Source organism: Micromonospora sp. NPDC005979, from assembly GCF_040614415.1.
Classification (GTDB): domain Bacteria; phylum Actinomycetota; class Actinomycetes; order Mycobacteriales; family Micromonosporaceae; genus Micromonospora.
Genome location: NZ_JBEXUR010000016.1, coordinates 141,934 through 157,074, shown reverse-complemented (window position 1 = coordinate 157,074; position 15,141 = coordinate 141,934). Strand labels below are relative to the sequence as shown.

General features: G+C 70.3%; 16 protein-coding genes, 2 tRNA genes and 1 rRNA gene. 6 read left to right on the top strand and 13 right to left on the bottom strand.

What is annotated here, in order from left to right; all coding sequences use genetic code 11:
- Positions 1–92, bottom strand: a 16S ribosomal RNA gene (locus tag ABZ272_RS24890); the annotation flags it as partial.
- A gap of 642 nt (positions 93–734) precedes the next feature.
- On the opposite strand from ABZ272_RS24890, the gene ABZ272_RS24885 reads away from it, so the two are divergent.
- Positions 735–959, top strand: coding sequence for a hypothetical protein (locus ABZ272_RS24885; RefSeq protein WP_355052311.1), 225 nt, complete (start codon positions 735–737; stop codon positions 957–959).
- Between the two features lie 3 nt (positions 960–962).
- Here ABZ272_RS24885 and ABZ272_RS24880 read toward each other — a convergent pair whose 3' ends face one another.
- Positions 963–1,760: a carbon-nitrogen hydrolase family protein gene (locus ABZ272_RS24880; RefSeq protein WP_355052310.1), complete on the bottom strand. Its 798-nt coding sequence runs from the start codon at positions 1,758–1,760 to the stop codon at positions 963–965.
- A gap of 39 nt (positions 1,761–1,799) precedes the next feature.
- Positions 1,800–2,633: a DMT family transporter gene (locus tag ABZ272_RS24875; protein WP_355052309.1), complete on the bottom strand. Its 834-nt coding sequence runs from the start codon at positions 2,631–2,633 to the stop codon at positions 1,800–1,802.
- A 41-nt stretch (positions 2,634–2,674) separates the two neighbouring features.
- Between ABZ272_RS24875 and ABZ272_RS24870 the strand changes: the two genes are divergently transcribed.
- On the top strand, positions 2,675–3,295 hold the full coding sequence (locus tag ABZ272_RS24870; protein ID WP_355052308.1) for an XRE family transcriptional regulator: 621 nt from the start codon (positions 2,675–2,677) through the stop codon (positions 3,293–3,295).
- A 27-nt stretch (positions 3,296–3,322) separates the two neighbouring features.
- On the opposite strand, the gene clpX is transcribed toward ABZ272_RS24870, so the two are convergent.
- The 5 genes from clpX to ABZ272_RS24845 all read right to left on the bottom strand — a co-directional run bounded on the left by clpX (position 3,323) and on the right by ABZ272_RS24845 (position 7,901).
- Positions 3,323–4,618, bottom strand: a complete 1,296-nt coding sequence (clpX, locus tag ABZ272_RS24865) for an ATP-dependent Clp protease ATP-binding subunit ClpX (RefSeq protein WP_145779357.1) — start codon at positions 4,616–4,618, stop codon at positions 3,323–3,325.
- 211 nt (positions 4,619–4,829) lie between these two features.
- A complete protein-coding gene (locus tag ABZ272_RS24860; protein ID WP_007464109.1) occupies positions 4,830–5,492 on the bottom strand; it encodes an ATP-dependent Clp protease proteolytic subunit in 663 nt (220 codons plus the stop codon).
- Positions 5,493–5,502: 10 nt separating this feature from the next.
- Positions 5,503–6,144, bottom strand: a complete 642-nt coding sequence (locus ABZ272_RS24855) for an ATP-dependent Clp protease proteolytic subunit (protein ID WP_088988027.1) — start codon at positions 6,142–6,144, stop codon at positions 5,503–5,505.
- Between the two features lie 219 nt (positions 6,145–6,363).
- Positions 6,364–7,710 carry a trigger factor gene (tig, locus tag ABZ272_RS24850; RefSeq protein ID WP_355052307.1) on the bottom strand — a complete coding sequence of 449 codons (1,347 nt, stop codon included), beginning with the start codon at positions 7,708–7,710 and terminating at the stop codon, positions 6,364–6,366.
- Between the two features lie 117 nt (positions 7,711–7,827).
- Positions 7,828–7,901 (bottom strand) — tRNA-Pro (locus tag ABZ272_RS24845).
- A gap of 325 nt (positions 7,902–8,226) precedes the next feature.
- Between ABZ272_RS24845 and ABZ272_RS24840 the strand changes: the two genes are divergently transcribed.
- Positions 8,227–8,300 (top strand) — tRNA-Gly (locus tag ABZ272_RS24840).
- Positions 8,301–8,352: 52 nt separating this feature from the next.
- On the opposite strand, the gene ABZ272_RS24835 is transcribed toward ABZ272_RS24840, so the two are convergent.
- A complete protein-coding gene (locus ABZ272_RS24835) occupies positions 8,353–8,775 on the bottom strand; it encodes a nitroreductase family deazaflavin-dependent oxidoreductase (RefSeq protein ID WP_355052306.1) in 423 nt (140 codons plus the stop codon).
- Positions 8,775–9,398, bottom strand: a complete 624-nt coding sequence (locus tag ABZ272_RS24830; protein ID WP_355052305.1) for an NAD(P)H-binding protein — start codon at positions 9,396–9,398, stop codon at positions 8,775–8,777. The genes ABZ272_RS24835 and ABZ272_RS24830 overlap by 1 nt, the downstream gene beginning before the upstream one ends.
- A gap of 101 nt (positions 9,399–9,499) precedes the next feature.
- Here ABZ272_RS24830 and ABZ272_RS24825 point away from each other — a divergent pair, with 101 nt between their 5' ends.
- Positions 9,500–9,877 carry a helix-turn-helix domain-containing protein gene (locus ABZ272_RS24825; RefSeq protein ID WP_355052304.1) on the top strand — a complete coding sequence of 126 codons (378 nt, stop codon included), beginning with the start codon at positions 9,500–9,502 and terminating at the stop codon, positions 9,875–9,877.
- A 52-nt stretch (positions 9,878–9,929) separates the two neighbouring features.
- On the opposite strand, the gene ABZ272_RS24820 is transcribed toward ABZ272_RS24825, so the two are convergent.
- Positions 9,930–11,051 carry a hypothetical protein gene (locus ABZ272_RS24820; RefSeq protein WP_355052303.1) on the bottom strand — a complete coding sequence of 374 codons (1,122 nt, stop codon included), beginning with the start codon at positions 11,049–11,051 and terminating at the stop codon, positions 9,930–9,932.
- A 155-nt stretch (positions 11,052–11,206) separates the two neighbouring features.
- On the opposite strand from ABZ272_RS24820, the gene ABZ272_RS24815 reads away from it, so the two are divergent.
- Entirely contained in the window at positions 11,207–13,357 is a 2,151-nt protein-coding gene (locus tag ABZ272_RS24815) for a M14 family zinc carboxypeptidase (protein ID WP_355052302.1), read from the top strand.
- A gap of 147 nt (positions 13,358–13,504) precedes the next feature.
- Here ABZ272_RS24815 and ABZ272_RS24810 read toward each other — a convergent pair whose 3' ends face one another.
- Positions 13,505–14,050 carry a hypothetical protein gene (locus ABZ272_RS24810; RefSeq protein WP_355052301.1) on the bottom strand — a complete coding sequence of 182 codons (546 nt, stop codon included), beginning with the start codon at positions 14,048–14,050 and terminating at the stop codon, positions 13,505–13,507.
- Positions 14,051–14,247: 197 nt separating this feature from the next.
- Between ABZ272_RS24810 and ABZ272_RS24805 the strand changes: the two genes are divergently transcribed.
- The gene (locus ABZ272_RS24805) at positions 14,248–14,589 is read left to right on the top strand and encodes a hypothetical protein (protein ID WP_355052300.1); all 342 of its coding nucleotides are present in this window, start codon (positions 14,248–14,250) and stop codon (positions 14,587–14,589) included.
- Positions 14,590–14,614: 25 nt separating this feature from the next.
- On the opposite strand, the gene ABZ272_RS24800 is transcribed toward ABZ272_RS24805, so the two are convergent.
- The gene (locus ABZ272_RS24800) at positions 14,615–15,082 is read right to left on the bottom strand and encodes a ribose-5-phosphate isomerase (RefSeq protein WP_355052299.1); all 468 of its coding nucleotides are present in this window, start codon (positions 15,080–15,082) and stop codon (positions 14,615–14,617) included.
- Positions 15,083–15,141: the final 59 nt, after the last annotated feature.

The following is a 15,141-nucleotide window of genomic DNA, read 5'->3' as shown; positions in this document are numbered from 1 at the left end:
CTCGAGTACCCCGAAGGGCCTTTCCGCTCGACTTGCATGTGTTAAGCACGCCGCCAGCGTTCGTCCTGAGCCAGGATCAAACTCTCCAACAAAAAATTAGTTGAACAGCTATCCCGGCAACAAACAAATGTTGCCAAAGGAATCCCAACCAACAACCCACCAAAAGCAGGCTGCCAGTCCGGGGTATAAATCATAATTGGCACTGGCTTTACAAGCACCCTGTTGAGTTCTCAAAGAACAACCACACACCGATCAGAAGCTCCACATTCCGTGGAACCCCGTTTCGGGGCAACCGCTCAAACCTACTTGGTCGAACTTACATTGTCAACCTCGTATTCGAGGTGATCAATCTGGTTCGTCCGGACCCACGATGACGCACGCCGTATCCGGCGGTCGTTACTCTCGTGGGAAGCCGCAGACCGGCCGATCGCCGCTGCGCGGCTCTCCGCCCGGCTCCTGCCGGCTTCAGAACTCTACCCGGTCGGCTTCGCGTCCGCAACCCCGTCTCCGAGGTGTTTCGCACCGCCCGATCTCAGTCTCGCTCGGCGTCTCCGCCACGAGCCTGGCGCCCGCTCTCGGCCGGTTTGTCCGGCCTCCCTCGTGCAGAGAGAAAGTTACGCGGACGGCCCGGAGAAGGCAAATCAGGGTTCATCACTGGTTCGGGTCACGTCGACCGGCGCGCTCTCCACCGTGGTCGGCGACGCGGCACACGTCGGCGTGCCAGAGTGTCACTCATGGATGAGTCCGGGCTGGAGACCGCGGTGTTCGCCGAGGAAGCACTGCTCGGCATCCTCCTGCCGTTCTGGCAACTGGTGATCGGCGCGGTCGTGCTGGTGGTCCTGTTCTTCTCGGTCGGACGTCTGGCCCGCCGCGGCAGGTCCCGGATGACAACGGCCCTGCTGGTCACCGCCGCGGTGATCGCCGGGCTCGCGACGATCGGCGTCCTGCTCGAGGGCTGACTCTCAGAGCCGGCGGTTGGCGAGGCTCGGCAGCTCGGCCCGGATCACGGACAGCCGGTCAAGGTCCAGGTCGGCGACGGCCACCCCCGGCCCGTCGGGCAGCTGGGTCAGGACCGTCCCCCACGGGTCGACCACCATGCTGCGTCCGAAGCAGGTGCGGCCCGGCTCGTGGTCACCGGTCTGACCGGCCGCCGCCACGAAGCACTGGTTCTCGATCGCCCGGGCCCGGAGCAGCACCTCCCAGTGGTCCCGCCCGGTGTGCATCATGAACGCCGCCGGCACCACCAGGAGCTGAGCGCCGCCCTCGGTGGCGAGCCGCCGGTACAGCTCCGGGAAGCGCAGGTCGTAGCAGATCGACAGCCCGACCCGGAGGCCCTCCACGTCCACCACGACGGGTTGGGTGCCGGGCGCGACGGTCTCCGACTCCCGGTAGGAGACCCGACCGGGGATCTGCACGTCGTACAGATGGATTTTGCGGTAGCTCGCGGCCAGGCTGCCGGCACGGTCGAAGACCAGCGAGGTGTTCCAGGTGTGCGCGGGGTCCGGGCCGGCCTCGTGGAACGACCCGGCCAGCACCCACATGCCCAGCCGCCGTGCGACCCCGGCGAAGAAGCTGCCCACCTCGCCGTCGACCGGCTCCGGCTCGGGCAGACCGGCCTCCGGGCCGAGATAGTCGACGTACTCAGGAAGGATGGCCAGGTCCGCGCCGCCGTCGGCGGCGCGTTCCAGCAGCAGCTCCGCGGCGGCCAGGTTGGCCTTGCGGTCGTCCCGGGCGTTGAGCTGGCAGACGGCGACGCGCATGAGAGAAGAGTACGACCGGACGGGCCGGTGTGGACAGCCTCAGATGCTGGCCAGCACGAGAGCCCCCGCCGCGAACCCGAGGCCGGCGACCTGGACCGGCCGCAGCCGTTCACGGTCGACGGCGAGCGCGAGCAGCACCGTGCTGGCGGGGTAGAGCGCGGCGATCGCCGCCACGATGCTGAGGTGCCCTCGCGCGGCAGCGGCCAGGAAGAGCGCGTTGGCGGCGCTGTCGAGCAGACCGGCGAGGGCCGCCCAACCGAGCACCCGCCGTCCGAGCCGCAGTCGCACACCGGTGCCGGCGGCGAGGAGCAGGCCGAACGCGATCGAGCTGGTCCGTACCGCGGCCACCGGCCACATGCCCGCGTTCTCGCTGGCCTGACCGAGCAGGGTGAAGAAGACGCCGAAGAGGGCGCCGGCCGCGAGGGCGAGCCCCACCAGTCGGGCGGGGACCGTCCGGCGACCACCGCCCTCGCCGAGGCTGACCAGAGCGATCGCCACCACCGCGAGGCCGGCGCCGGTGAGCGCCGGAGCGCCGGGGAAGGTGCTGGTGAACAGGCCGGCGACGATCGGCACCACGGCCGCGGTGATCGCGGTGACCGGCGCCACCACGGCCATCATCCCGCCGGCGAGCGCCCGGTAGAGCAGCACGACGCCGCCGGCGCCCGCCGTCCCCGCGAGCAGTCCCCAGGCGATGTCGGCGACCGTCGGTGACCCCGGCACCAGGAGCACCAGAGCGACCAACAGGGGGACGCTCAGCAGCTGGGAGATCACGGTCACCGCGATGGGGTCGGCGCGGCGGGACGCCTTTCCGCCGGAGAAGTCGGCGGTGCCGAACGCGACCGCGGACACCGCTGCCAGGAGAATGGGGAACATGCCACTGTCGTACCACAATAGTAACCGTGAAGGATAGTTTGATGACCGACGCAGGTGGCCGGGTCAGTGCGGTGACGGCCGCGGTGGCCCGGCAGGTACGGGAGCTGCGCGCCGCCCGGGGCTGGTCCTTCGAGGAGCTGGCCGGCCGGTCCGGCGTGAGCAAGGCGATGCTCGTACAGATCGAGAGCGCACGCACCAACCCCAGCGTCGGCACGCTGTGCCGGGTCGCCGACGCGTTCGGCGTCAACATCGCCCGGCTGCTCGAGCCCGACGAGGAGCAGACCGTGCGGATCAGCTCCACGGCCGAGGCGCCCGTGCTCTGGCAGGGCGAGCACGGCGGCACCGCCCACCTTCTCAGCGGGCTCGGCGAACCCGACCTCGTCGAGCTGTGGGACTGGCGGCTGGAACCCGGAGAGCGACACCGCTCCGCCGACCACCCTCGGGGTACCCGGGAGGTCCTGCACGTCCTCGCCGGGGCGGTGGTCGTCCACGTGGACGGGCAGGATCACGCCGTACGGGCCGGGGACACGATCGAGTTCCACGCCGACCGGGAGCACGGCTACCGCAACGACGCCGACGAACCGGCTCGGCTGATGATGGTGACGGTCACCCCGTCGGGTGAGTGGGACCGCCGGACACGGTCACGCCGACCGCGTCAGTGACGGACGGCCGGCGTGACGTGAGGAGGATCAGGCCGACTTCTCCTCGCGGTCCCGCCGGGCCCGACGCCCGGTGAACTCGCGCGGAACGATCGTCGGGTTGACGTTCTCCAGGACGACCTCGCGGGTGATCAACACCCGGGCGGCGTCGGGGTTGCTCGGGACCTCGTACATCGCGGAGAGCAGGACCTCCTCGATGATGGCCCGCAGGCCACGGGCGCCGGTGCCCCGCAGCATGGCCTGGTCGGCGATGGCCTCCAGCGCCGGCTCGTCGAACTCCAGCTCGACGCCGTCCAGCTCGAACAGGCGCTGGTACTGCCGGACGAGGGCGTTGCGCGGCTCGGTGAGGATACGCACCAGGGCGCTGCGGTCCAGGCTGCGCACGTTGGTGATCACGGGAAGCCGGCCGACGAACTCGGGGATCAGCCCGAACTTGAGCATGTCCTCCGGCATGACCTGGCTGAAGATGTCGTCGGTCGACCGCTCGGACACCGACCGCAGGCGAGCGCCGAAGCCGGTGCCACCCTGCCCGGTGCGGGACTCGATGATCTGGTCGAGGCCGGCGAACGCGCCACCGCAGATGAACAGCACGTTCGTGGTGTCGATCTGGATGAACTCCTGGTGCGGGTGCTTGCGACCGCCCTGCGGCGGGACGTTGGCGACCGTGCCCTCCAGCATCTTGAGCAGGGCCTGCTGCACACCCTCGCCGGAGACGTCGCGGGTGATCGACGGGTTCTCCGACTTACGGGCGATCTTGTCGACCTCGTCGATGTAGATGATGCCGGTCTCGGCGCGCTTGATGTCGTAGTCGGCGGCCTGGATCAGCTTGAGGAGGATGTTCTCCACGTCCTCGCCGACGTAGCCCGCCTCGGTCAACGCGGTGGCGTCGGCGATGGCGAACGGGACGTTCAGCATTCGGGCGAGGGTCTGCGCCAGGTGGGTCTTGCCGCACCCCGTCGGGCCGAGCAGCAGGATGTTGGACTTGGCCAGCTCGACGGCGTCACTGCCGGAGCCCGGCGCGTTGGCCGCCTCTGCCTGGATGCGCTTGTAGTGGTTGTAGACCGCGACGGCGAGCGCCTTCTTGGCCTGGTCCTGCCCCACGACGTAGTTGTCGAGGAACTGGCAGATCTCCATCGGCTTGGGAAGCTCTTCCCACTTCACCTCGCCGGACTCGGCCAGCTCCTCTTCGATGATCTCGTTACAGAGATCGATGCACTCGTCGCAGATGTAGACCCCTGGGCCCGCGATGAGCTTCTTGACCTGCTTCTGCGACTTACCGCAGAAGGAGCATTTCAGTAGGTCGCCGCCGTCACCGATCCGTGCCACCTACGTTCTCCCTGCACTCATCGGCCGGAGACCCGGCCCTGACCTGCGGACGCTGCGCGCCGCCCGGCTTGGTTCGCTTCGCTGGCCCGACCGGCGAAGCGGTACGGACCCGACGTTACCCGTTGGCGGGGCATTCTCCGACCCCCAAAACGGGTGTGTCAGAGGCCGGCCGGGAACTTCACGCCCCGGCCAACCTCTGACCCGGTACAGCTCAGCTGGCGGAGTGGGTCGCCAGCAGACCCTTCTTGCGGCTGGTCAGAATCGTGTCCACCAGCCCGTACTCCTTGGACTCCTCGGCCGTCATGATCTTGTCACGGTCGATGTCCTTGCGGACCTGCTCGATCGGGCGGTTGCAGTGGCGGGACAACATGTCCTCCAACTGCGTCCGCATCCGCAGGATCTCCCGGGCCTGGATCTCGATGTCCGAGCCCTGCCCGTAGCCGCCCTCGGTGGCCGGCTGGTGGATGATGATCCGCGAGTTCGGAAGCGCCATCCGCTTACCCGCGGTGCCCGCCGACAGCAGCACGGCCGCGGCGCTGGCCGCCTGCCCGAGGCAGACCGTCTGGATGTCGGGGCGGACGTACTGCATGGTGTCGTAGATCGCCGTCATCGCGGTGAAGGAGCCACCCGGCGAGTTGATGTACATGATGATGTCGCGGTCCGGGTCGGTGCCCTCCAGCGTGAGCAGCTGGGCCATCACGTCGTTGGCCGACGCGTCGTCCACCTGGACACCGAGGAAGATGATCCGGTCCTCGAAGAGCTTGTTGTACGGGTTCGACTCCTTGACCCCGTACGACGTGCGCTCGACGAACGACGGCAGCACGTAGCGGTTGTGCACGGCCGCGAACTGGGGCGGCAGGCTCAGGTCGGTCATCGTCAGCTCCTCAGCTCAGGGTCCCGGCGCCATCCGGAACCTGAGCGGCCCCGATGATCACCTTGTCGATGAAGCCGTAGTCCATGGCCTCCTGGGCGGTGAACCAACGGTCCCGGTCCGAGTCCGCCTCGATCTGCGACTGGTCTTGGCCGGTGTGGTGCGCGACCCGCTCCTGGAACATCCGCTTCGTGTAGAGCATCTGCTCCGCCTGGATGGCGATGTCGGACGCCGTGCCGCCCAGACCACCGGACGGCTGGTGCATCATGATCCGGGCGTGCGGCAGGGCGTAGCGCTTGCCCTTGGTGCCCGCGCAGAGCAGCAGCTGACCCATCGAGGCCGCCATGCCCATCGCCACGGTCGACACGTCGTTGTCGATGAACTGCATGGTGTCGTAGATCGCCATGCCCGAGTAGACCGAGCCACCCGGCGAGTTGATCCACAGGTTGATGTCGCGGTCCGGGTCCTCCGCGGCGAGCAGCAGCAGCTGCGCGCAGATGCGGTTGGCGACCTGGTCGGTCACCTCACTGCCCAGGAAGATGATGCGCTCCTTGAGCAACCGGTTGTAGACCGAGTCGTCGAGGTTGCCAATGGAGTCGCCACCGCGCGCGTCAATCGCCCGGAGCGACTTCTTGGGGATGTGCATGTCGGTCATGGCAGCCCTTCGCTCTCCGTACCGTCTTTCCCGACACTAACCGCTGTGCGGGGCCGCAGAGTCCCGGTCGGGGCACTGTTCGCTCTCAGCGCAGCTGTGTCGGGCACCCGCGGCGCGGGCCTTCCGGGCGTACCCCGGCAGCGCTCAACTCCGGGTGTCCCCGGAAAGGGTTTGGCCGCCGTGCACCGCGCAGCGGCGGACGGCGGCCGCACCCGACGATCAGTGCTCGTGGTTGTGCTCGGCCTCGTTGGCGGCACGCAGCGCGTCCAGGGTGACCGGGTTGCCGGCCGAGTCCTTGATCGTGATGCGCTCCATGACGGCCGCGAGCGCCTTGCCGCGCCGGACGTCACCGAAGACCGCGGCGGCGGCGCCGGAGCGCACCAGCTGGTCGTAGTACTGCTGCGGGGCCATGCCGGCGCGCTGCGCCCGGTGCACGATCTCGTGCCCGAACTCGTCGTCGGAAACCTGCACGTCCTCCGCGTCGGCCAGCGTGTCGAGCAGGAGCTGCACCTTGACGCCCTCGGTGGCCGCCTCGGTCAGCTCGGCGTCGATCTGCTCCTCGGTCTTCTCCTCGGCCGCCAGGTATTCCTCGAGGGAGGCGCCGATCCGCTCGAGCTGGTCGACCATCGCCTGCTTGCGGCTGGCGACCTCCTCGCGCACGACACCCTCCGGCGCCGGCACCTCGGCGGTCTCGACCAGCTGCGCCAGCGCCTTGTCGCGGGCGGCGTAGATCTGCTCGACCTGCTTGCCCTGGGTGACCCGGGACCGCAGGTCGCCGCGCAGCTCCTCGATCGTGTCGAACTCGCTGGCCATCTGCGCGAACTCGTCGTTCAGCTCCGGCAGCTCCTTCTCCTTGACCGTGCGCACGGTCACCGCCACGTCGGCGTCACGGCCGGCGAAGTCGCCGCCCACGAGCTGGGTGGTGAAGGTGGTGCTGTCGCCGGCGGCGAGGCCGACCACGGCCTCGTCCAGGCCCGGCAGGAGCTGCTTGCTGCCCACCTCGTGGGAGATGTTGCTGGCCTGACCGCCCGGCACGTCCTCGCCGTCGACGGTCGCGTTCAGGTCGATCTGCACGTAGTCGCCCTCGGCGGCGGCCCGCTCGACCGTCTTCAGGGTGGCGAACCGCTCCCGCAGGTTCTTGACCTGCTCGTCGATCTCACTGTCGTCGATCTGCAGCTCGTCGACGGTCACCTCGATGGTGGACGCGTCCGGGATGGTGATCTCCGGACGGACGTCGACCTCGGCGGTGAAGTTCAGCGAGTCACCGTCGTTGAACTCGGTGATCTCGACCTCGGGACGCCCCAGCGTCTTCAGGTCGTGCTCGCGTACCGCGGCCATGATGTTCTCCGGGATGGCCTCCTGGACCGCCTCGTTGAGGACGGTGCCCCGGCCCACCCGCTGGTCGATCACCGCGGTCGGCACCTTGCCCCGGCGGAAGCCCGGGACCTGGACCTGCGAACCGATCTCCCGGTACGCCTTCTTGAGGCTCGGCTCGAGCTCGACGAACGGCACCTCGATGGCGAGCCGCACGCGCGTCGGGCTCAGAGTCTCGACGGTGCTCTTCACAGGCGTACTCCTTGACGGATCTGGGTTTTGATTCTGGGCCTTCGATTGGCCCATCGAGTGTAGGCGAGCCGGCGGGGCCGGCCCGCAGCGCCCGGGGAGACCGGACGCGGACGACAGTCGGGGTGGCGGGATTTGAACCCACGGCCCCTCGCTCCCAAAGCGAGTGCGCTACCAAGCTGCGCCACACCCCGTGGCGACGTGCAGTCTATGCCGTCGCCGCGCCTCAGGCAGTGCCGGGGCGTCCGTCACCCGGACAGATCTCCCATCTCACCCTTTTTCGCTGTTCAAGATCCGCGCGACGTCCGCCGCGCGCCGCCCGCGCGCGATCCGCGCAACATCGGGGAAACTGCGGCTTCCCGGCGCGCGGATGCCGCAACTTCGGCGTTGTTGTGCGGATCTTGAGGCGTGCGGCGCGGCGTCGTCACGACACGACGCCACGGGGGCGGTGGCGCGGTCGCGCGCCCACGACCGGCATTGGGTACGCTGTCGGCGCGCCCCGTTCCGGCGGGGCCGAGCGCGGGCGTAGCTCAATGGCAGAGCTTCAGTCTTCCAAACTGACGGTGCGGGTTCGATTCCCGTCGCCCGCTCCACCCATGAAGCCCAGGCTCAGCGGCACATTCGCTGAGCCTGGGCTTTCCCCGTTCAGTCCTCGACGCGTTCCAGGACGACCATGGGAATCTCCCGGGTGATCCGCTGCTGGTACGCGGCGTACTCCGACCGGGCCGACACCATCAGACGCCACAGGCGCGGACGCTCCCGCGTTGTGGCGGTGCGCGCCCGAGCGGTGAAGGTCTCCGTACCGACCTGCACGGTGACGTACGGGTCGGCGAGCAGGTTGAGATACCACGCGGGGTGGTGCTCCGCGCCGCGATTCGAGGCGGCCAGCACGTAACGGTCGCCATCGCGCTCGTACACGAGCGCGGTGCGGCGCAGCTCGCCGGTTCGTCGGCCACGAGTCGTCAGGAGCAGGTCGTGCACGCCCGGCCGTGGTCTGCCGCCAGTCTCCTCGAAACGACGGATGTGCTCGGCGACCCAGGTGTTCGGGCTGTCGTGGACCTCGGGCATCACACCTCCCGAACACTCAGGGCGGACCGGTGGTGGCGCGGCGTCTCGATCTCGTCGAGCAGCGCTATCGCGAAGTCCGGGTAGCTGATCCGGCTGGCCGGGTCGCCGTGCCCGGCGACCCGATAGCGGCCGGTACGCGTGCCGTCGTGGTCGAAGTCGCCGGCCGGGGCCACGTACGCCCAGTCGAGATCGCAGGTCCGCAGCTCGTCGAGGCCCGCCGCGTGGCCCAGGTAGAAGGAGCGGTACTCGTCGGGATAGCCGGGCTCGTCCATCAGGGCCACGCCGGACGCTCCGGGCAAGATCGACGCGAGGCCCACCACCACCAGGCGGCGTACGCCCGCCTCGGCCAGGCCGGCGGCCAGGGCGCGGGACGACGTCGTGAAGAACTGAGTCGGTGCCTGGGACAGGTCCACGGCGGCGCTGATCGCGGCGTCCTGCCCGGCGGCGGCGCGCGCGACGCTCGCGGCGTCCGTGACGTCGCCGGCCACCACGTGCGCGTCGCCCAGGTCACCGTGGGCCGCCGGATCGCGCACCACGGCGGTGACCCGATGGCCGCGAAGACGCGCCTCGGCGACGGCCTGCCGCCCGGCCCGGCCACCCGCGCCGAAGATCACGATGTTCATGGCGAACGCCTCTCACCAGGGCCGGAACCCTTACGCCCGGCCGGTTCGCCGACGCTATCGCCGGGGCTGGTTACCGCCGAGATACCAGCTATCGTCAGGCCATGAGGCAACCCCTGCCCGCCGACATGTTCGACGAGCTGTGCCCCTCCTCGCTCAATCCGATCCGGTTCGGTGACAAGTGGGCGGCCCTCGTCATCCGCTGCCTGGAAGACGGGCCTCGCCGCTTCTCCGAGCTGCGCGTGCCGCTGCGCCGCGTCACACCAAAGGTCCTCACCCAGTCGCTGCGCTCCCTCGAACGGGACGGGCTGGTCACCCGCACCGTCCACGCCGGAGCGGCCGCGCACGTCGAGTACGAGCTGACGCCGGTGGGCCGCAGCATGCTCGAACCGATCGCGGTCGCCTGCGCCTGGGTGGCACAGCACTGGGACGAGCTGCTCGACGCCCGCGAGTCGTACGACAACGGGACCGCATCCCGGTGACCGGCGCCCGTCCCGCGCGGGCGCGACGGGCGCCGGTCGCTCCGGTCGCGGGTCAGCTCGTCGGCACCAGGAGGTAGGCCCGGCGCGCGCGATCACCGCCCTCGGCGCAGTCGACGGGGCAGGCGAGGCCCACGATGACGCCGTCGTCGTTGACGTCCTCGGCGGAGCGCAGCGTCACCGTCGGAGGAAGGTTCCGCACCCGGGTGTTCAGGTCGACCATCCGACCGCCCTGCCAGAGGAACGCCCGCTCGTTGTAGAAGTCGGGGCTGCTGGTCCGGGCGATGCCCACCACCTGGCCGTTCTCGTTCACGGCCCGCGCCTCGGAGTAGTTGCCGCCGAGGGACCCGAGGTCGCGGATGGTGCCGTTACGCCAGAGCGTCGCCCGCAGCTGACCGGTGGTGTTCTGCGAGACACCGACGACGTGACCCCGGTCGTTGATGTCCCGGGCGTACGTGGACTCCGTGACACCGCCCAGGGTGCCGAGGTCCGTCAGCGCCCCACCGGAGTAGACGAAGGCGTGCAGGCCACCGCTCGGCACGGCGGCGCCGCCGACGACATGCCCGGACGAGTTCACGCCGTAGGCGATGCTGTCCGTGCCCCAGGGGCCCGCCTGGCCGCCGAGCGTGCCCAGGTCGACGACCTTGCCGTCGCGCCAGACGACCGCCCGGGTCGGCGCCCCCTGCGTCTCGAACCGGCTGCCCACCACCACGCCGTCGTCGTTGACGTCGTACGCCGAACTTCCGCTGCCCGCGCCGTAGCCGGTGCCGAGGTCGGTCATGACCCCGCCGGAATAGCGGAAGGCGTGCGGAGGCTCCGTCGCGTTGACGTGGGTGGCCCCGACGACGACGCCCCGGTCGTTGATGCCCGCCGCGGAGCTCGCGCCGTACGGTCCGGTGTACAGGGCGCCCAGGTCGCTCATCACCCCGTTCGTCGAGGCGAACGCGTGGAAGTTGTAGACACCGTCGATCGTGGAGACGCCCACCACGGTACGGGCGTCGTTGAGGGCGTAGCCGTCGCTGGTGGGCGGTTCCCCCGTACTCGGCACACCGAGCGTCCCCAGATCCACGAACGTGTACGTGGGCAGCGCCGCGGCTGCCGACGCGACGCCCGGTGCGGTCGTCAGACCGGTGGTCAGCACGATCAGGAAGGCCAGACTTCTCCGTAGTCGACTCATCGACGGTCCCCTCGTTGGCAACGGATGGGGGAATGATGTCCGTCGACGTGACCGGATGACCTTACGTCGTCCTTACCGATCAGGAACCTTGACATGTGTCGATCGGTGCACTGGTGTAAGGACCACACGCATCGACGTCCGTCACAGGAGGGCACATGATCGTCCGACGACGGTGGACGGCTGCCGCCACCACAGCGATCCTGATCAGCGCGGCGCTGTCCCATCCCGGCACCGCGACGGCGGCACCCGTCGCCGACACCGCCCCGATCACCCTGGCCGCCACCGAGACCGCTCTGGTCCGGATGCAGTTGCGCGATCAGGCCCAGCTCGACAGGTTGGTCGCCAGCGGCGTCGACCTCGCCAACCGGCCCCGGGCACGGGACGGCCGGATCATCGCCGACCTGGTGTTGACCGGCGCGCAGCTCGCCGACCTCACCGCCCGGGGCGCTACCGCCGCGCAGGTCGTGCAGCGGGCCGGCGACGGCAGCCGGCACTTCGCCGACAGTGTCCGCGCGGCGCGGGCGCGTACCGCCGCCGGGCTCGGCGCACCGGCCGCCGGCCAGCGGACCAGCAGCACGGCCGCCGCCGTCGACACCCTCGCGGTCCAGCAGGCGTACTGGTGGACCACCGGCGGGCAGACGTTCCTCCAGGCGCAGGTGGCCACCACCGCCACCGACGACCCGGACGTGGAGATCACCGTCGGCTGGCGGACCGCCGACGGCGCCACCGGGTCGTTCCCGCTCTACCGGTTCGAGGACTCGGGCGAGTACCAGTACCACTACAACGTCCCCCAGCCGGTGCCGAGCCGACCGGTCCAGCTGACCGCCACGTCCAGCCTCGGCGGCGTCAGTCGGGCCGTCACCCCGACGCTGTGGCCGAACGCCACCCCGCCGCCGCTGCCGGCCGGCTACCAGAAGGACTTCATCGACGCGTACCTGACGCCGGTGGACATCCAGGCGCGGATCAAGCGGCTGGCCCGCCAGTACCGGGACCTGGTCGACGTCATCGACCTGCCGAACAAGACCCAGGGGTACCGCCGGAACGCCGTCGCGTACCTGGGCGACCCGGCGGTCGCCGCCGTGGTCGTGGAGTCGGTCCGCTTCGGCGACCAGGGCATGAACGGCGTGCAGGTGCGCACCGTCGACCCGGGCCGACCCAACCGACCGCTGACCGTCGGCTACCGCGACCGCGTCCTCACGGTCACGCTCGCCACCGACGCCGCGGGCAAGACGGTGAGCACCACCGACGACGTCGCGGCGGCCGTCAACGCCCGACAGGCGAACCGGTTCCGGGCCACCGTCGAGGACGGCTCGACCGGGCTGCCGATGCCTGTCGCCGGCCCGGCCCGCCTCGACGACGGGCTCCAGGGCACCGAGGTGCCGGCGAAGCCCTGGACGGTGCAGGCCCTGCGTCTCGGCGTACACCGGGACGGCTCCCGGATCGGCGTGCTGGCGTACTCCCAGGAACACGCCCGGGAGTGGGCCACGCCGCTGGTGACGCTGGAGTTCGCCGAGCGCATGCTGGCGAACGCCCGTACCGACCCGGCCACCCGTGAGCTGCTGGAACAGGTCGACGTGTTCGTCATCCCGACGGTCAACCCGGACGGCGCGAACTACTCGTTCAACGACTACAACTTCCAGCGCAAGAACCTGGTCAACCACTGCGAGGGACCGGCACGGGACCCGAAGTACCGCACCTCGTGGGGCGTCGACGTGAACCGGAACTACACCGTCGGGTCGTACTTCGACGGGTACGTGGGCGCAAGCGCGAACTGCCTCTCCGGCAACTACGCCGGTACGGCGGAGCTGTCCGAGGCGGAGAGCGGCAACGTCATCGCGCTGGCCAAGGCCCACCCCAACATCAGGTTCGCGATGAACGTGCACTCCTACGGCGGGTACTTCATGTGGCCGCCGGGCGCGTACCGGGCCGACGGGCGGATCACCCTGCCCCGGCCGTCGATCGACGAGTCGACGCTGTTCCTCGACAGCGCCCGGCGGATCGTCGGCGCGATCGCCCAGGAGCGCGGCACGGTCACCTGGCCGTCGCAGACCGGCCCGGTCGCCGACGTGCTCTACTCCGCCGCCGGCAACTCGGCCGACCAGCTCTACTACGAGCTGGGCATCTTCGCCTGGGACTTCGAGGTCGGCAACGACCGCTGGAACCCGACCACCGGCGAGTGGGAGGGCGTCGGCTTCCAGCCGCCGTTCGACGAGGCGCACGGCGAGTCCCAGGAGTACGCGGGCGGCCTGGTCGAACTGGTCCGGGTGGCCCGCGACCACGCCGCCGCCGAGGCCACCACCGGCTGACCCGCTCCCGGCTGACCCGAACGACGGACGCTCCGGCCGGCCACGGATGAACCGTGGCCGGCCGGGTAAGCAGCGGCACTGCCTGGTGGGGAGACGACCGGGTGCACGGGCGGGCGGCGCATTGCCGGCCCGTCCGTGCACGCCTCGTCACACGTTCGAGGTGATCCAGTTCCAGGCCGACACGACCCACTCGGTCTGCTGGAGCCAGGCCACGCCCAGGCCGACGAGGAAGACTCCGGTGGCCAGGTGAGCGCCCCGCGCGCCGCGCCGGACCCGTCCGAGCTGCCGCTCCAGCACCAACCGCCCCACGGCCCGGGCCAGGGCGAACAGGCCGACTGCCACCAGCAGGCTCAACACGAGGACGAGCAGCGGGCCGGACAGGTCGCCACCGCCGGAGAGCGCCCAGATCCCCCAGCACACGAAGGCGAACAGGCCGCCCGCCGCGCTCCACTCGCCGCCGCGACGCAACTGCGCCAGCCGCCAGCTCAGCGGCCGGCGCGGGGCGGGTTCGCCCGGCCAGCCCGTGCCGGTCGGCTCCTCGACCACGGGGAACGGTTCGGTGCGCGGGGTACGCGGTTGACCCACCGGTGCCACACCGCGGCGGAAGCCGTCCCGCTGCGCCGGCACATCGACGCCGGCCTGCGGTGGGACCTCGACGGTTCGCTCCGCCCACGGCTGCGTCTGGTCTGCCATCTCGTCCTCCCCCTGACGGGCGGCCTCAGCACCGCCCGAACCCGAGGGTAGCCAGCCGGCAAATCGGTCGCAGACCGCCGTCCGGCGCGACCAAGATCCGCACAACTTCCCGAATGTTGCTGCCTCCGACGCTCGGGAAGCCACAACATCCCTGATGTCGGGCGGATCTTGATGGCGTGGGGAGGTACGGTCGGCTGATGGGTGACCCGGACCGACGCCGGCGACGGCTGCGCCACCACATCGACTCCGACGCGGCCACGCGCAGCGCCGACGGCTCGACGGCCAGCACGGCGGGCGTCCACGACGGCGCAGAACCGCCACCCCGACGTCGAGGTGCCGGCGGCGACGACCGCGACGGCGAGCGGGGGCTACGCGGGCTGGTCGGCTCCGGTTCGTCCCAGGTGGGGCTGAGCGCGGCGCTGCGGGCCCGCGACGCCGCCCGGCCGAGCGACGACGACCTCGCCGACGCGGAGGCGCGGTTGGTGGTCGTGCGCCGCAACTGGGTGCCCCGCGAGGACCTGCCCCGCCCGCCGCGCTGACGGCGGGCGACGCGGGTCAGCAGGGTCAGGGCAGCTCGGGCAGCTTCCGGGTCTGCTCGTACTCGGCGACCTGGATGATCCGGCGGGCGTGCCGCTCGTTCCCGGAGAATGGCGTGTTCAGGAACGCCTCGACGATGCCCGTGGCCTCGTCCAGCGTGTGCTGGCGGGCGCCCACCGCGACGACGTTTGCGTCGTTGTGCTGCCGGGCGAGCTGAGCCGTCTCGACACTCCAGGCCAGGGCGGCACGAACCCCGGCCACCTTGTTCGCGGCGATCTGCTCGCCGTTGCCGGACCCGCCGATGACGACCCCCAGGGAGGTCTCGTCGGCGACCACCCGGTCACCGGTGTGCAGGCAGAACGTCGGGTAGTCGTCGTCCGGGTCGTAGCTGTGCGGGCCGACGTCGACCACGTCGTACCCCTGCTTGGCCAGGTGATTGGCCAGGTGCACCTTCAACTCGAAACCGGCGTGGTCGGATCCCAGGTAGACGCGCATACCGGGCAGTCTGTCAGGCCGCGCTCTCCAGCGCCGCAGGGGCGGCGCTGGAGAGGCGG

Excerpts from the sequence above, each read along its gene's own strand:
- ABZ272_RS24880 (WP_355052310.1), bottom strand. The coding sequence starts at position 1,760 with ATGCGCGTCGCCGTCTGCCAGCTCAACGCCCGGGACGACCGCAAGGCC.
- ABZ272_RS24870 (WP_355052308.1), top strand. The coding sequence starts at position 2,675 with ATGACCGACGCAGGTGGCCGGGTCAGTGCGGTGACGGCCGCGGTGGCC.
- ABZ272_RS24885 (WP_355052311.1), top strand. The coding sequence starts at position 735 with ATGGATGAGTCCGGGCTGGAGACCGCGGTGTTCGCCGAGGAAGCACTG.
- ABZ272_RS24855 (WP_088988027.1), bottom strand. The coding sequence starts at position 6,144 with ATGACCGACATGCACATCCCCAAGAAGTCGCTCCGGGCGATTGACGCG.
- ABZ272_RS24860 (WP_007464109.1), bottom strand. The coding sequence starts at position 5,492 with ATGACCGACCTGAGCCTGCCGCCCCAGTTCGCGGCCGTGCACAACCGC.
- ABZ272_RS24800 (WP_355052299.1), bottom strand. The coding sequence starts at position 15,082 with ATGCGCGTCTACCTGGGATCCGACCACGCCGGTTTCGAGTTGAAGGTG.
- ABZ272_RS24830 (WP_355052305.1), bottom strand. The coding sequence starts at position 9,398 with ATGAACATCGTGATCTTCGGCGCGGGTGGCCGGGCCGGGCGGCAGGCC.
- ABZ272_RS24820 (WP_355052303.1), bottom strand. The coding sequence starts at position 11,051 with ATGAGTCGACTACGGAGAAGTCTGGCCTTCCTGATCGTGCTGACCACC.
- ABZ272_RS24825 (WP_355052304.1), top strand. The coding sequence starts at position 9,500 with ATGAGGCAACCCCTGCCCGCCGACATGTTCGACGAGCTGTGCCCCTCC.
- ABZ272_RS24805 (WP_355052300.1), top strand. The coding sequence starts at position 14,248 with ATGGGTGACCCGGACCGACGCCGGCGACGGCTGCGCCACCACATCGAC.
- ABZ272_RS24875 (WP_355052309.1), bottom strand. The coding sequence starts at position 2,633 with ATGTTCCCCATTCTCCTGGCAGCGGTGTCCGCGGTCGCGTTCGGCACC.
- ABZ272_RS24815 (WP_355052302.1), top strand. The coding sequence starts at position 11,207 with ATGATCGTCCGACGACGGTGGACGGCTGCCGCCACCACAGCGATCCTG.
- ABZ272_RS24810 (WP_355052301.1), bottom strand. The coding sequence starts at position 14,050 with ATGGCAGACCAGACGCAGCCGTGGGCGGAGCGAACCGTCGAGGTCCCA.
- ABZ272_RS24835 (WP_355052306.1), bottom strand. The coding sequence starts at position 8,775 with ATGCCCGAGGTCCACGACAGCCCGAACACCTGGGTCGCCGAGCACATC.